The 14,369-nt window shown below is 64.9% G+C and carries 16 protein-coding genes; 6 read left to right on the top strand and 10 right to left on the bottom strand.

Features of this window, described 5'->3' with window-relative positions:
• Positions 1 to 10: 10 nt before the first annotated feature.
• The 3 genes from FXB38_RS23315 to FXB38_RS23305 are packed head-to-tail and all read right to left on the bottom strand — an operon-like array spanning position 11 to position 2,176.
• A complete protein-coding gene (locus FXB38_RS23315; RefSeq protein ID WP_148753311.1) occupies positions 11 to 742 on the bottom strand; it encodes an amino acid ABC transporter ATP-binding protein in 732 nt (243 codons plus the stop codon).
• On the bottom strand, positions 739 to 1,392 hold the full coding sequence (locus FXB38_RS23310) for an amino acid ABC transporter permease (RefSeq protein ID WP_148753310.1): 654 nt from the start codon (positions 1,390 to 1,392) through the stop codon (positions 739 to 741). The genes FXB38_RS23315 and FXB38_RS23310 overlap by 4 nt, the downstream gene beginning before the upstream one ends.
• Before the next feature lie 25 nt (positions 1,393 to 1,417).
• A complete protein-coding gene (locus FXB38_RS23305) occupies positions 1,418 to 2,176 on the bottom strand; it encodes an ABC transporter substrate-binding protein (RefSeq protein ID WP_148753309.1) in 759 nt (252 codons plus the stop codon).
• 180 nt (positions 2,177 to 2,356) lie between these two features.
• On the opposite strand from FXB38_RS23305, the gene FXB38_RS23300 reads away from it, so the two are divergent.
• Positions 2,357 to 2,995 (top strand): helix-turn-helix domain-containing protein, encoded by a 639-nt coding sequence (locus FXB38_RS23300; protein ID WP_187435081.1) that lies wholly within the window; start codon positions 2,357 to 2,359, stop codon positions 2,993 to 2,995.
• A 112-nt stretch (positions 2,996 to 3,107) separates the two neighbouring features.
• Here the strand turns inward: FXB38_RS23300 and FXB38_RS23295 are convergent, their stop codons facing one another.
• The gene (locus FXB38_RS23295) at positions 3,108 to 4,373 is read right to left on the bottom strand and encodes a D-amino acid dehydrogenase (RefSeq protein ID WP_148753307.1); all 1,266 of its coding nucleotides are present in this window, start codon (positions 4,371 to 4,373) and stop codon (positions 3,108 to 3,110) included.
• A gap of 71 nt (positions 4,374 to 4,444) precedes the next feature.
• A complete protein-coding gene (gene aptA / locus FXB38_RS23290; protein ID WP_148753306.1) occupies positions 4,445 to 5,773 on the bottom strand; it encodes an omega-aminotransferase AptA in 1,329 nt (442 codons plus the stop codon).
• A gap of 148 nt (positions 5,774 to 5,921) precedes the next feature.
• Between aptA and FXB38_RS23285 the strand changes: the two genes are divergently transcribed.
• Positions 5,922 to 6,470: a cupin domain-containing protein gene (locus FXB38_RS23285; RefSeq protein WP_148753305.1), complete on the top strand. Its 549-nt coding sequence runs from the start codon at positions 5,922 to 5,924 to the stop codon at positions 6,468 to 6,470.
• Positions 6,471 to 6,497: 27 nt separating this feature from the next.
• Here the strand turns inward: FXB38_RS23285 and FXB38_RS23280 are convergent, their stop codons facing one another.
• The 3 genes from FXB38_RS23280 to FXB38_RS23270 are packed head-to-tail and all read right to left on the bottom strand — an operon-like array spanning position 6,498 to position 10,295.
• Positions 6,498 to 8,753 (bottom strand): xanthine dehydrogenase family protein molybdopterin-binding subunit, encoded by a 2,256-nt coding sequence (locus tag FXB38_RS23280; protein WP_148753304.1) that lies wholly within the window; start codon positions 8,751 to 8,753, stop codon positions 6,498 to 6,500.
• Positions 8,746 to 9,801 carry an FAD binding domain-containing protein gene (locus FXB38_RS23275; protein ID WP_148753303.1) on the bottom strand — a complete coding sequence of 352 codons (1,056 nt, stop codon included), beginning with the start codon at positions 9,799 to 9,801 and terminating at the stop codon, positions 8,746 to 8,748. Before FXB38_RS23275 ends, FXB38_RS23280 begins: the two co-directional genes overlap by 8 nt.
• Positions 9,798 to 10,295, bottom strand: coding sequence for a (2Fe-2S)-binding protein (locus FXB38_RS23270; protein WP_148753302.1), 498 nt, complete (start codon positions 10,293 to 10,295; stop codon positions 9,798 to 9,800). The genes FXB38_RS23275 and FXB38_RS23270 overlap by 4 nt, the downstream gene beginning before the upstream one ends.
• Before the next feature lie 243 nt (positions 10,296 to 10,538).
• Between FXB38_RS23270 and FXB38_RS23265 the strand changes: the two genes are divergently transcribed.
• Positions 10,539 to 11,177: a TetR/AcrR family transcriptional regulator gene (locus FXB38_RS23265; protein ID WP_187435091.1), complete on the top strand. Its 639-nt coding sequence runs from the start codon at positions 10,539 to 10,541 to the stop codon at positions 11,175 to 11,177.
• Between the two features lie 65 nt (positions 11,178 to 11,242).
• The gene (locus tag FXB38_RS23260; protein WP_148753300.1) at positions 11,243 to 11,650 is read left to right on the top strand and encodes a DUF4864 domain-containing protein; all 408 of its coding nucleotides are present in this window, start codon (positions 11,243 to 11,245) and stop codon (positions 11,648 to 11,650) included.
• Here the strand turns inward: FXB38_RS23260 and lspA are convergent.
• Both lspA and FXB38_RS23250 read right to left on the bottom strand, forming a co-directional pair.
• Positions 11,647 to 12,147, bottom strand: coding sequence for a signal peptidase II (gene lspA / locus FXB38_RS23255; protein WP_283812756.1), 501 nt, complete (start codon positions 12,145 to 12,147; stop codon positions 11,647 to 11,649). The genes FXB38_RS23260 and lspA overlap by 4 nt on opposite strands.
• Positions 12,137 to 13,402 carry an MFS transporter gene (locus tag FXB38_RS23250; RefSeq protein ID WP_148753298.1) on the bottom strand — a complete coding sequence of 422 codons (1,266 nt, stop codon included), beginning with the start codon at positions 13,400 to 13,402 and terminating at the stop codon, positions 12,137 to 12,139. Before FXB38_RS23250 ends, lspA begins: the two co-directional genes overlap by 11 nt.
• Positions 13,403 to 13,550: 148 nt before the next feature.
• On the opposite strand from FXB38_RS23250, the gene FXB38_RS23245 reads away from it, so the two are divergent.
• Positions 13,551 to 13,997, top strand: coding sequence for a hypothetical protein (locus FXB38_RS23245; RefSeq protein ID WP_148753297.1), 447 nt, complete (start codon positions 13,551 to 13,553; stop codon positions 13,995 to 13,997).
• A 78-nt stretch (positions 13,998 to 14,075) separates the two neighbouring features.
• Positions 14,076 to 14,360, top strand: coding sequence for a hypothetical protein (locus FXB38_RS23240; protein ID WP_148753296.1), 285 nt, complete (start codon positions 14,076 to 14,078; stop codon positions 14,358 to 14,360).
• Positions 14,361 to 14,369 lie beyond the last annotated feature (9 nt).

Here is a 14,369-nt window from a genome sequence, read left to right as displayed (position 1 = left end):
CGAAATCCGGTCAGAGCGGATGCAGGACGCGGCGCAAAAAGTCCTGCGTGCGCGAATGCTGGGGTTGGTTCAGCAGTGTTTTGGCCGGCCCCTGCTCGACGATGACGCCGCCATCGATGAACAGCACGCGATCGGCGACGTCGCGGGCAAAGCCCATCTCGTGGGTAACGACGACCATGGTCATGCCGTCGTCGGCGAGCTTGCGCATCACACCGAGGACGTCGCCGACGAGCTCCGGATCGAGCGCCGAGGTCGGCTCGTCGAACAGGATCGCCTTCGGCTGCATCGCCAGGGCCCGCGCAATCGCGACGCGCTGCTGCTGGCCGCCGGAAAGCTGCGGCGGATGCGCGTCGGCTTTCTCGGCCAGGCCCACTTGCGCAAGCAGTGCGCGGCCGCGCTCGAGCACCTGGACACGCGGCTCCCTCTTCACGAAGAGTGGCCCCTCGACAACGTTTTCGAGCACTGTCCGATGCGGGAACAGGTTGAAGCGCTGGAACACCATCGAGACCTGGGTGCGGACTTTCACGATCGAGGCCGCATCGCGGTCGACCTTCAGGCCCTCGATGTTGATCTCACCACGATCGTAGCTTTCAAGTCCGTTGATACAGCGCAAAATGGTGGACTTGCCCGAACCTGAGGGACCGATGATGCAGACCACCTCGCCCTTCTCAACGTTCGCGGTGATGCCCTTGAGCACCTCGTTCTGGCCAAAGCTCTTGTGGACGTCGGTGAGCTCGATCATTTCTTGCCCGCCCGCTTCTCGAAGTGGCGAACCAGCAGGATCAGCGGAATGCTCATGGTGAGGTACATCAGCGCCACCATCGTGAACACGTTGGTGTTCTTGAAGGTTGATGACGCAATCAGCTTGCCCTGAAGCGCGAGCTCGGCGACCGTGATGGTCGACGCCTGCGAGGAATCCTTCAGCATCATGATCATGACGTTGCCGTAAGGTGGCAGCACGATGCGCACTGCCTGCGGCAGCACCACGCGGCGCATGGTCACCCACCAGCCCATCCCGATCGACTGCGCCGCCTCGATCTGTCCCTTGTCGATCGCCTCGATGCCGGCGCGGAAGTTTTCGGCCTGATAGGCCGAATAAGCGATGCCGAGCCCGAGGATCGCGGCCTGCAACGCGCTGAGCGTGACGCCGAGATCGGGCATCACGAAGTAGAGATAGAACAGCAGCACGATGATCGGGATGCCGCGGATCACGTTGATCAGGCTGGCGCTGAGCATCGACAGCACCTTGATGCCGGAGACCCGCATCATCGCCCAGATCAGGCCGAGCACCGTCGAGAGCAGCAGCGAGCCGATGGTGACGACGATCGTCAGCGCGACGCCGCTCATCAGGATCGGGAAGAACTCGACGGCGTCGTGCCAGAAGCCTCTCATCGGGCAACCTTCGATGGACCTTTCATCAGCCCTGTGCCTTCAGGCCCCATTTACCGAGAATCTTGTCGATGGTGCCGTTGGCCTTCAGCTTCGCCAGCGACGCGTTGATCTTGCCGAGCAGCGCGGCTTCGCCCTTGCGCACGCCGATGCCGACCGAGCCGACGGTAACGGGCTTGTAGCCGTCGACGAGACGCACCTCGGGGAAGCCGCCCTGCTTCAAATTGTAAGCGAGGATCGGATAATCGGCGTAGCCGGCCTTGAGGCGCCCGGTGTTCACGTCGCGCAGGATGTCGGGGATGGTGTCGTAGGCCTTGACGTCGGCGAACAGGCCGGACTTCTTCAGCGCGTCGACGAAGGCGGTGCCGACCTGGGCGCCGACCGTCTCGCCCTTCAGATCGTCCTGTGTGGCATAGGCCTTGGTGTCGGCCTTCGGCACCACCAGGCCTTCGCCATAGGTGTAGATCGGGTCGGAGAAGTCGACGACCTCCTTGCGCGGCGCGGTGATGAACATCGCAGCCGCGATGATGTCGATCTTGCTCGAGGTCAGCGACGGGATCAGCGCCGAGAACTGCATCGGCTCGATCTGCACGCTGAGGCCGGCATCCTTGCCGATCTCGGTGATGAGATCGACCATGATGCCCTGGATGGTGTTGGTCTTGGTGTCGAGGAAGGTGAAGGGAATGCCCGTCGGCGTCGAGCCGACCTTCAGCACCTGCTGCGCCGAAGCCGGCGCGATGGCCGCAAGTGCGAGCGCCGCGACCGCGGCCAGACCAAAACGCTTCATCGCATCCCCCTTTGGGCCGGGCCGATGCGGCGCTCGCAAATGTCGTCATCGCAGACATTGCGGGCCGAGCCGTTTCGGCCTATTTTCACTAATATGAAAATTGGGCCACACTTTCGCCCGCGATGCAAGCAGTTTTCATGCACATGAAGGAAGCGGTTTGACGTGAGCGGTGGCAAAAGAATGCGCAAACCGGCCGCCGCAAAGCCGGTGAAGAAGGCCAAGGCTATCGCGAAGCCCGCGGAGCCTGCAATGGACATTGCTGTCGGTCGCCGCATTCGCGATCTCAGGCGTATCAGGCAATTCTCGCTGGAGACGGTCGCCGCGCGCACGGATCTGTCAATCGGCTTCCTCAGCCAGATCGAGCGCGGCCTGTCGTCGCCGTCGCTGCGCGTGCTGGCCACGCTCGCCGACGTGCTCGGCGTCGGCATCGCCGCGCTGTTCGGCGCAAGCCCGAGCGCCGACGGCACATCCGATCAGGTGGTGACGCGCGGATCGCAGCGGCCCGAACTCAAACTCTGGCGCACCGGCGTCTCAAAACAATTGCTGAGCCCTGCGAGTGCCGACAACAAGCTCAATCTGTTCCTGGTGCATCTGGAGCCCGGCGGCTCTACCGGCGACGAGCTCTACACCCATGACGGCGAAGAGGCCGGCCTGGTGCTCGAAGGCGAGATGATGCTGACGGTGGACAGCGAGACGTGGTCGCTGAAGACAGGCGACAGCTTTCGGTTCGCGAGCCGCCGGCCACACCGGTTTTCCAATCCGGCGCAGGATGCGAAGGCCGTGGTGCTGTGGGTGAATTGCGTAACGGGGGCGGGCTGAATTCTCTGCTTCCGTCATTGCGAGCGAAGCGAAGCAATCCAGGGTCTTTCCGCAGAGGCAGTCTGGATTGCTTCGTCGCAAGAGCTCCTCGCAATGACGAGGGGATAGAGTCTTATCCAAACCTGTGCTGATACCGGTCCACCGTCAGCGCACTCACATCCACCTCCGGCTTCTTGCCCGACAACATGTCCGCGAGCACGCGCCCGGAGCCGCAGGACATGGTCCAGCCGAGCGTGCCGTGGCCGGTGTTGAGATGGAGATTGCTGTAACGCGTCGGGCCGATCACGGGCGGGCCGTCCGGCGTCATCGGACGCAGGCCGCTCCAGAACGTCGCCTTGGAGAGATCGCCGCCGCGCGGGAACAGATCGGTCAGGGAGTGATCGAGCGTGGCGCGCCGCGCATCATAGAGCTTGGTCGAGAAGCCGGAGATCTCGGCGGTGCCGCCGACGCGGATGCGATTGCCGAGGCGCGTGATCGCGACCTTGTAGCTCTCGTCCATCACGGTCGATTCCGGCGCGCCGGAGGCGTCCTTGATCGGCACCGTGATCGAATAGCCCTTCACCGGATAGACCGGCAGCGAAATGCCGAGCGGCGCAACGAGCCGCGACGACCAGCTTCCGAGCGCAAGGACGTAAGCGTCGGCCTGCAACATCCCGGCGCTGGTCGCGACACCGCTGAGGCGCGTGCCATCGGTGACGATCCGATCAATGCCGGTATTGAACATGAATCGCACGCCGAGCGCTTCGGCATGCTTGGCCAGCGCCTGCGTGAACATGTGGCAGTCGCCGGTCTCGTCCTGCGGCAGACGAAGCCCGCCGGCGAACTTCTCCTTGACGCCGGCAAGCGCCGGCTCGACCGCGATGCAGCCCTCGCGGCTCAGCACTTCGTAAGGCACGCCATATTGCTTGAGCACGGCGATGTCTTCGCCGGTGCCGTCGAGCTGCGCCTGGTAGCGGAACAGCTGCAGCGTGCCCCGCGTGCGCTCGTCATATTGAATGCCGATGTCGCGGCGCAGATCGCGCAGGCAGTCGCGGCTGTATTCCGCGATCGGGATCATCCGGCTCTTGTTGACCGCATAGCGCGCGCTGGTGCAGTTGCGCAGCATCTTGAGCAGCCAGACCCACATCACTGGGTCGAGCTTCGGCCGGACCACCAGCGGGCCGTGCTTCATCAGGAGCCATTTGACCGCCTTCACCGGCACGCCGGGGCCGGCCCACGGCGAGGAATAGCCGGGCGACACTTCGCCGGCATTGGCAAAAGAGGTCTCCAGCGCCGGTTCGGGCTGACGGTCGACGACCGTCACCTCGTGACCGGCACGCGCGAGGTAGTAGGCAGAGGTGACACCGATGACACCGCTGCCGAGGATCAGAACTTTCACGCTTCGTCAAACTCCCGCGGCATCACGTTCGCCGCTGCAAGAAGAAACTCCGTGAACCGCGGGAGCAATTATCAGGCCACCCGCTTGATGGCATCGCCCAGGATCGACACGATGTCGTCGATATGGCTCTTCTCGACGATGAGCGGCGGCGACAGCGCGAAGGAGTCGCCGCTCATGCGGAAGTAGAGCCCGCGATTGAAGCAGTCGACCATGACGTCGTAGCCGCGCGCACCGACCGTTCCGTCACGCGACGACAGCTCGACCGCGCCCATCAGGCCGCAATTGCGGATGTCGACGACATTCGGCAGGCCTTTGAGCGAGTGCAGCGCATCGCGCCAATATTCGGCGATCGACGCACCGCGCGTGAGCAGGCCCTCGTCCTTGTAGATGTCGAGCGTGGCGATACCCGCGGCACAGGCGGTCGGATGCGCGGAATAAGTGTAGCCGTGGAACAGCTCCATCTGGTTCTCCGGACCGACCATCATGCCATCGTGAATCTTGCGGCTGGCGAACACCGCGCCGCAGGGGATGGTGCCGTTGGTGATGCCCTTCGCCGTCGTCATCATATCAGGCGTGACGCCGAAGAAGTCGGCGGCGAACGGCGTGCCGAGGCGGCCGAAGCCGGTGATGACTTCGTCGAAGATCAGGAGGATGCCGTGCTTGTCGCAGATCGCGCGCAGGCGCTGCAGATAGCCCTTCGGCGGCGGCAGCACCGCGGTCGATCCCGGCACCGGCTCGACGATGACGGCAGCGATGGTCTCGGCACCATGCAAGGCCACCAGACGCTCGAGATCATCAGCAAGCTCCGCGCCGTGCTCCGGCTGGTCCTTGGCGAAGGCGTTACGGCCGAGATCGTGGGTGTGGCGGATGTGATCGACGCCAGGCAGCAGCGTGGCGAAGGCGCGGCGGTTGGCGACCATGCCGCCCACCGACGTGCCGCCGAAGCCGACGCCGTGATAACCGCGCTCGCGGCCGATCAGGCGGGTGCGGCTCGACTGGCCGTTGGCGCGATGATAGGCGAGCGCGATCTTCAGCGCGGTGTCGACCGATTCAGAGCCGGAGTTGGTGAAGAAGATGCGATCGAGGCCCTTGGGCGCGATCTCGGCGAGGCGCTCGGCGAAGTCGAACGCCAGCGGATGGCCCATCTGGAATGACGGCGCGAAGTCCAGTGTCATGAGCTGCCGCTCGACTGCGGCGGCGATCTGCTTGCGGCCGTGGCCGGCGTTGACGCACCAGAGGCCGGCGGAGCCGTCGATCACCTTGCGGCCGTCGACGGTGGTGTAATGCATGCCCTCGGCCGAGGAGAACAGGCGCGGCGCCTTCTTGAACTGACGGTTGGCCGTGAACGGCATCCAGAACGAGTCGGTCTTGATAGTGTTCGGAATCTGATGAAGGGTCACGGGCCACGCTCCTTTGCTGACGGCACAGCAGAGGCACGGCTTCCAAAGCGCAACAAGTCCTTTTCTGACGGCCTGCAAGCCATTGATTTAACTGGGGCTGCCGGTCCATATTTGCGCGATCCGCAACACCTGCAACAGGGATTTGGGCATGAGCGTCGACATCGGTGGACGGCTGCGATTCATCCGGGCGCGCCACAAGCTGTCGCAGCGGGAGCTCGCCAAGCGCGCCGGCGTCACCAATTCGACGATCTCGCTGATCGAATCCAACCAGATGAACCCGTCGGTCGGCGCGCTCAAGCGCATCCTCGACGGCATCCCGATGGGGCTCGCCGAGTTCTTCGCGCTGGAGCCGGAGAGTCGTCGCAAGATCTTCTACCGCTCGGAAGAGCTGACCGAGGTCGGTAAGAAGCCGATCTCGTATCGGCAAGTCGGCGACAATCTGTTCGGCCGCAGCCTGCAGATATTGAAGGAGCGCTACGAGCCCGGCAGCGATACCGGGCGCGTGCATCTTGTTCACGACGGCGAGGAAGGCGGCATCGTGATTTCGGGCAAGCTCGAAGTAACTGTTGAGGATGAACGCCGCATCCTCAATCCGGGCGATGCCTATTATTTCGAGAGCCGCCGTCCGCATCGCTTCCGCTGCGTCGGCGGCAAGCCGTGCGAAGTGATCTCGGCCTGCACGCCACCGACGTTTTGAGCCGGCGGCAGGCCGAAAGCCTCAAAGCTACGTCAGCAGCTCCTCGATCCGGATTGGGAAGCGGCGCACCCGCACTCCGGTCGCATGCCAGACCGCGTTCGCCACGGCGCCGGCGCTGCCGGTGATGCCGATCTCGCCGACGCCCTTGATGCCGAGCGCATTGACGTGCGGATCGTACTCGTCGACCGTGATCACATCGAGCGGCGGCACATCGGCATTCACCGGGATGTGGTACTCGCCGAGATTGGCGTTCATGATCCTTCCGCTACGGCGGTCGGTGATGGCCTCTTCGTGCAGCGCAAAGGACATGCCCCAGATCATGCCGCCGAACAGCTGGCTCTTCACCAGATGCGGATTGACGATGCGCCCCGCGGCGAAGGCGCCGACCATGCGGGTGACGCGGATCTGCCCGAGCTCGGGATCGACCTTCACCTCCGCGAACACCGCGCCATGGGCATGCATCGCATACTCCTCCATCGCCGCCGGATTCGGCGCACCTGTGCCGCGGGCCTCGACCTCGGCGACGCCGGCACGGGCCAGGATCTCGGTGTAGCTCTCGCTGCGGTTCTCGTCGTCGCGCCGGATCAACCGGCCGTCGCGCGCGATCACGCCGGCATTGCCGGCGCCAAACAGCGGCGAGCGCTGGTCCTTGGTGGCGAGATCGGCGAGTTTTGCGATCACGGCCGCGCCGGCGCTGTGGATCGCCGCACCGGCGGTTGCAGTGTGCGCCGAGCCTCCGGCGATGCCGGCATCGGGCAGATCTGATGTCCCCGCCTTGAACTCGACGCGGTCGATATCGAGCCCGACGGCGTCGGCTGCGATCTGGGCCAGCGCCGTCCAGGCGCCCTGCCCCATGTCATGCGCGCCGATCTCCATCGCGCCGGTGCCGTCACGGCGGATCGCGGCGCGCGCCTCCGCCTGGAACATCAGCGCCGGGAAGGTCGCGGTGCCCATGCCCCAGCCGACGAGCAGGCCGGCATCGTCGCGCGTCTGGCGCGGCTGCAGCGAGCGCTTCGACCAGCCGAAGCGCGCCGCGCCCTGATCGTAGCAGGCGCGCAGCGCTTTGGACGAGAACGGCTTGCCGGTGATCGGCTCGACCTCGGCGTAGTTCTTCAGCCGGAAGGCCAGCGGATCCATGCCGCAAGCCCAGGCCATCTCGTCGATCGCGCTTTCCAGCGCAATCGATCCCGTCGCCTCGCCCGGCGCACGCATGAACAATGGCGTGCCGGTATTGACGCGCACAGCATCGTGCGAGGTGCGGATCGCAGGCGCGGCATAGAGCGTATGCGACGCGTCGGCGGCCGGTTCGTAGAAATCATCGAACGTGCTCGACACGGTGCGCGCATGGTGGTCGAGCGCAGTCAGGCACCCCTCACCGTCGGCGCCGATGCGCAAGCGCTGACGTGTCGGCGCACGATGGCCGACCGGGCCATACATCTGCTCACGGCGCAGCACGAGCTTGACCGGCCTGCCGACCAGTTTTGCGGCCATCAGACCGAGCACGGGAGGACCGGCCATGAGCCCCTTGGAGCCAAAGCCGCCACCGAGGAACGGGCTGCGGATATGGATCTTGTCATGCGCGATGCCGAACAGTTCGGCGACGCGCGTCAGCGACAACATGAGACCTTGGGTGGGCATGTCGATCTGCACACTGTCATCATCCCAGCTAGCAACGATCGCATGCGGCTCCATGGCGTTGTGGTATTGCGGCGGCGTCTCGTAGACGACGTCGATTTGCTTCTCGGCCGATGCGAGGCCTGCCTCGACATCGCCACGATGATTTTCCGCGGGATTGCCGACGCCAACGACAGGCGGCACAAAACTCTCGCCGGCATCGAGGCCGACGAGGGCGGGCAGCGTCTCATAGCACGGCGCCAGCAGCACCGCGCCTTCGGTCGCCGCCTCGAGCGTCTCGGCGATCACGACGGCGATGGGCTGGTTGGCGTAGCGGACCTCGTTGCTCTGCAGCACCTCCATCCGGAACACGAATGGATTGGTCTTGATCTCCGGATCGATCGCGAGCTGCGGCTTGTGGTCAGGCGTCATGACGTCGACGACGCCGGGATGACGCTTGGCGGCAGCGACATCGAGCGAGGTCACGCGGCCATGTGCGATGCTGGAAACCGCCATCACCGCAAACAGCATGCCGGGCGGATGATTGTCGGCGGCGTAGGTCGCCTGCCCCTTGACCTTGAGCACGCCGTCGCGGCGGGTCAGCGGCTGGCCGATGCTCGAGCCATGGCGAAGATGGGCGGGGGCGCTGGTGAGATTGAGCTCAGGCATGGATGGCTCCAGACGTCGAGGCAAAGGGAGAAGCCGGCAGAGCGGGGATACGCGCGGGCGTGCCGGCGGCAGCAAGGGTCAGCGCGCGCACGACGATGCGGCGCGCGAGCTCGATCTTGTAGGCGTTGTCGCCGGACGGCTTTGCGTCGGCGAGTGCGCGCCATGCGGCGTCCTGGAAAGCATCTGCCGTCGGTGCGACGCCCCTCAGCACATCCTCCGCGGCGCGGGCACGCCAGGGCTTTGCGGCGACGCCGCCAAGCGCAAGTCGCGCCTCCGCGATCTTGCCATTCTCGATCCGTAGCGCCGCAGCAGCCGAGACAACGGCAAACGCGTAGGACGTGCGCTCGCGAACCTTAAGATAGCGCGCATGCGCTGCAAAACCAGGCGCCGCGGGCGGCAGACGCACCGCGACGATGAGGTCGCCGGGCTCAAGCGCTGATTCACGCTCGGGCGTATGGCCGGGCAGGCGATGCAATTCGTCGAGCGCGATCTCGCGACGACCGTTCCTGCCTTCGATCTCGACGATGGCGTCGAGCGCCACCAGCGGCACGCAGAAGTCGGACGGATGCGTGGCGATACAGCTTTCACTCCAGCCGAGCACGGCGTGCGTGCGGTTCTCGCCCTCGCGGGCGTCGCAGCCCGAGCCGGCCTCGCGCTTGTTGCAGCGGCTGGCGGTGTCGTAGAAATATGCGCAACGGGTCCGCTGCAGCAGATTGCCGCCCACAGTCGCGGCATTGCGCAATTGCGCCGACGCGCCGGAGAGCAGCGCTTCCACGACGGCCGGATAGGATTTTGCAAATTCTGCATCATGCGCGAGATCGGCATTGCTCACCAACGCGCCGATGCGCACGCTTCCATCCGCGAGACGCTCGATCTGATCGAGACCATCGAGATGCGTGACGTCGACCAACCGATCCGGACGGCTGACACCGCCCTTCATCAGGTCGAGCAGATTGGTGCCGGCGGCGAGATAGGTCGCGCCCGGCTGGGCGGCGGCGGCAACGGCTTCAGCGACGGTGGCAGGCCTGACATAATCGAACTGCTTCATGCGGAGCGCCTCTGGTTGGATTCGTCGGCACCGGCCTGCGCCTCGAGCACGGCATCGACGATGCCGGCATAGGCGCCGCAGCGGCAGAGATTGCCGCTCATGCATTCGCGGATGCGCTCGGGATCGTTGCCGGCCTGGGCTTCCTGCATCATGCCGATGGCGCTCATGATCTGGCCGGGCGTGCAGAAGCCGCACTGGAATCCGTCATGGGCGATGAAGGCCGCCTGGACCGGATGAAGCTGATCGCCGCGCGCAACGCCCTCGATGGTGAGGATGTCGGCGCCGTCATGGCTAATGGCGAGCGCGAGGCAGGAATTGATGCGCTTGCCGTCGACCAGAATAGTGCAGGCACCGCACTGGCCGCGGTCGCATCCTTTCTTGGTTCCGGTCAGATGGAGGCGCTCACGCAGGAGATCGAGCAGCGTGACGCGCGGATCGTCGAGGACGAAATCGCGCCGCGCACCGTTCACGGTGAGGCTGATGGAGTGGTTCATACAAGGCTCCGATCAGATATGGACATGGCTCATCGCCCGGCGCGCCACCGCCGTGGCCGCCGTCGATATCGCGCCGCCCCGGACGTGGGTCAGGACTGGCACCTCAGCGAAGATACGGAGGCAGCCTCCGCTTAACAAGGGTCACTGGAAAATATTTGGAATTCGTCAAAAGCCCGTGCGCAGACAACGCGGTGCAGCTAGCCAAGGGTTCAATCTAACCAATTCGTGATCTACATTGCCGGCATGGACGACCACACCGACCGGACCCGCAAGCCCCGCGCCGATGCCGTGCGCAATCGCGAACTCGTGCTCGAGGCAGCCAAGGTCGTGTTCAACGCGGGCGGCCCGGAGGCGAGCCTGGAGGCCGTGGCCAAACGCGCAGGCGTCGGCATCGGCACGCTCTACCGGCATTTCCCGACGCGCGAGGATCTGTTCGAGGCGGTGTACCGGCGCGAGGTCGAGCAGCTCAGCGAGTTCGCCGAGCAGTTGAAGAACGCCAAGGATCCGGTCGATGCGCTCAGGCGCTGGCTGCGTTCAGGTGTCGAATTCGTCGCCACCAAGAAAGGCATGGTGGCGGCCCTGGCGCTCGCGGTGCAGAGCGGGTCCGAGCTGCACGCCTTCTCGTTCGACCGGCTGACGAAGGCGACCGGCTCGCTGCTCGACCGCGCAGTCGCGGCCGGCGAGATGCGTGCCGACATCAGTCCCGAGGACTTGCTGCGCGCGTTCTTCGGCATGTGCTACATCCACGACCAGCCCGGCTGGCAGTCAACCGCACTGCGGCTCCTCGACGTGTTCGTCGATGGTCTTCGCGTGCAGCCCGTCGCAAAGCCAAAGGCGCACACCACCAAGCGCGCGAAGCCGGCCGCGAAACCGAAGCGATAGCGCGTCCGTAGTTGCCAAGGTCGTGCTACGATCAGCATAGCCGGGATTTCAACGCGGAGCCTGCCATGCGCATTGCCGCCGTGCTCGTTGTTCTTAGTATTGCTTGCAGTTCCATCTCCGCACGTGCCGACGACATCGCGACAGCGCAAGGCGTGATCCGAGCGCAGGAACAAGCCTTGAGCCATGACGACGCAGCGGCCGCCTATTCCTACGCCGCGCCGGCGATCCGGGAGATCTTCCCCGCGCCCGACATCTTCATGTCCATGGTGCAGAACGGCTACGCGCCGGTCTATCGTCACAAGAGCTTTGAGTTCGGCGAGAGCAAGATCGAAGGCAGCTCCGTCGCCCAGCGGGTTCACATCATCGATGCCAACGGCGAAGCCTGGGAAGCGCTCTACACGCTCGAGCAGCAGGCGGACGGAGGTTACAAGATCACCGGCTGCTCGCTGCTGAGGGCAGGACAGGCGGTCTAGGTCGCTTCCAGACATAAAGACACTACGGTCGCAATGGCGCCCAAGGTGATCGCCGCGTCCGCGACATTGAAGATGGCGAACGACCAGGCCTGATAGGAGAGATGGACGAAGTCGATCACCGAGCCAATCCGCGCGCGGTCCAGCATATTGCCAAGCGCACCGCCAATGATCAGGGCAAGTCCGGTTGCCAGGATCGGCTGGCACGGCGCCACGCGGCGGAGCCACCAGGCCAACAGTCCGCAGGCGAGAAGCGAGAGACCAACCAGCGGCCAGCGTTGCGCATCGTCGGCAAGCCGCAGGAAGCTGAACGAGACGCCTTTATTGTAGGAGAGCACGAAGTCGATGCATGGCAATACCGTGGACGACAGAATGAGCAGCGGACGCTCCGGCTCCAGCAGGTCGACGACGAGCTTTTTCGTGCCCTGATCCAGCAGCACGACAACAAGGATCAACCAGATCCAGCGGAAGCTGACATGTGGCGTCGTCCTAAGTCGCAAAACCCGGACCCGTCTTGACCGAATTCATCCGCGAGCGGATCAACAGCATCAGCACGATTCCGACATTGAGGGCATTCCACGCCACGCCGTTGGCGAACGCAGCCGCGTAGGAGCCGGTGGCATCGAAGATGACGCCGGACACCCAGCCACCAAAGGACATGCCGAACACGGAGGCGAAGATGACGATGCCGACGCGGGTCGCGGCTTCACTGGCCGGCATCGCCTCGCGCACGATGATGGCATAGCTCGGCACGATGCCGCCCTGGAACAGGCCGAACATCGCGGAGATCAGGTAGAGCGAGGCGAGGCTATCGAAGAACAGGTAGAACACCAGCGCAAAACCCTGCGCCAGTGCTCCGATCAGCAATGTCGGAATGCCGCCGATCTTGTCCGCAAGATAGCCGGAGCCGATGCGGCTGACGATGCCGCAGGCCATCATCAGCGACAGCATCTCGGCGCCGCGCGCCACGCCGTAACCAAGATCGCCGCAATAGGCGACGATATGCACCTGCGGCATCGCCATGGCGACGCAGCAGGAGATGCTGGCGATCGAGAGCAGCACCGTCAGCGTGTTGGTCGAGAGCCTGAGATCGACCCGCGGCGGCGGCGCATTGGCGTGATTGCGGACCTTGTCGTCGCCCATCTGCGCGCGCAGGACCAGCACCAGGATCGACATCAGGCTAACGCAGACCAGGGCGATACCGACATGAGTGGTGCGCCAGCCGATCCTCTCGATGCCCGAGCTGATGAGCGGCGGCCAGATCGTGCCGGCGACGTAATTGCCGCTCGCGACGATGGTCACGGCCAGCCCGCGATAGCGCTCGAACCAGTGCGAGGCCTCCGCCATCAGCGGCGCGAAGGTCGCTGACGTGCCGAGGCCGATCAGGAAATAGGCGGCGACGAACTGCCAGAGCTGGGTCGAGAGCCCCGCCAGTGTATTGGCGACGCCGAGGAAGGCGATGCTGATCGCCATGGCCGGCACGATGCCGAACTTGTCGGTGATCTTGCCGGCGATCACGCCGCCGAGCCCGAAGCCGAACATCATCAGTGTGAAGGCCAGCGACACCGCGCCGCGCGTGGCGGAGAATTCGGCCTGCACGACCGGAATCACCACGACGACCGCCCACATGCCGACGCCGCCGATCGAGCCGATCAGCAGTGCGAGCAAGAGCCGCACCCAGGCCTGACGGGAGTCAGGGCTGAATGAGGCCGGTTTCTGTTCTGGGTGATTTGGTGCGTGCACGGCGCGGAACATGTTCGCGGATCGCCTCGCGGTCAAGCATCGTGCCGCGATAATGGGCATGCGCGGTGCACTGCGGTAAGAAGGAGCTTGGCGAAATCGCGCTTTGCCATTAGTTTGCAATCTGCGTGGGCAACAACGCCGCGCGGAGCATGCTGTCGGAATGTTGTTGCAATTGACGCGATCGATGCGGATCAGGGTGGGGCGCTTCATTGCGCTGGCCTATCTGTTCTGCGTGCTCGCGCCGGCGGCAAGCCTCGCCTGGGGCAGTGGTCCAGCACCATGCCTTGGCGACGAAGCTCCGCTCGCCGACCTTGTGGCCGTGCATCATCAGATGCCGGCCAGCCACATGCATGGCGACGTGACGCGTGACCACGCGGCGATGCATGCGCATCACCAGGCCGCCGCGCAGGACACGCCTGCCCCGCATCATCATGACGGCAAGGGCAAGGCTGGCCCGTGCTGCGCCATGATGTGCATCAGCGCGTTACCGGCCGATCTCCCGAGCTTCGCAAAGCCGCTTCAGCCGGTTTCCAGCTGCGCGCCCGAGATCGTGGCCAGCCTGCACAGCGCAGCGCCGCCCCGGCTCTATCGCCCTCCCATCATCTGATCTGATTCCACGACATCAGGCCGGGCGTGCAATCCGCGCGCGCGAACCTGTGGTCTCCAGACAGATCAGGGATAAATCATGCTTACGCTTCTCGGGGCGAGGTCCGCCACCGCATCTGCGGTGCGTCGAGGTCACTTTCGATTCAATTGGCCGCTGCTGGCCGCGGCCACATTGGCGTTGTCCGGCTGCATGCCGGCGACAACGTCCGTGACCGGCGCGGATCCGGCCGATCCCGCAGCAAAGGCAGCGCGCGTCGACTATCGCTCGACGGTTGCGCCTTACACGAGCCTGCGGCCTGCAGCGCCTGCGCCATGGCGCGAGCGCAACGACGCTGTCACTCCGCAGCCGAAGCAGGACCGGTAGGAGCGCGCC

Origin of the sequence: Bradyrhizobium cytisi (assembly GCF_008123515.1) — a bacterium.
GTDB classification, from domain to species: domain Bacteria; phylum Pseudomonadota; class Alphaproteobacteria; order Rhizobiales; family Xanthobacteraceae; genus Bradyrhizobium; species Bradyrhizobium cytisi.
Note: the sequence above shows the minus strand (reverse complement) of the source record. Positions and strands in the feature narration are given on the sequence as shown.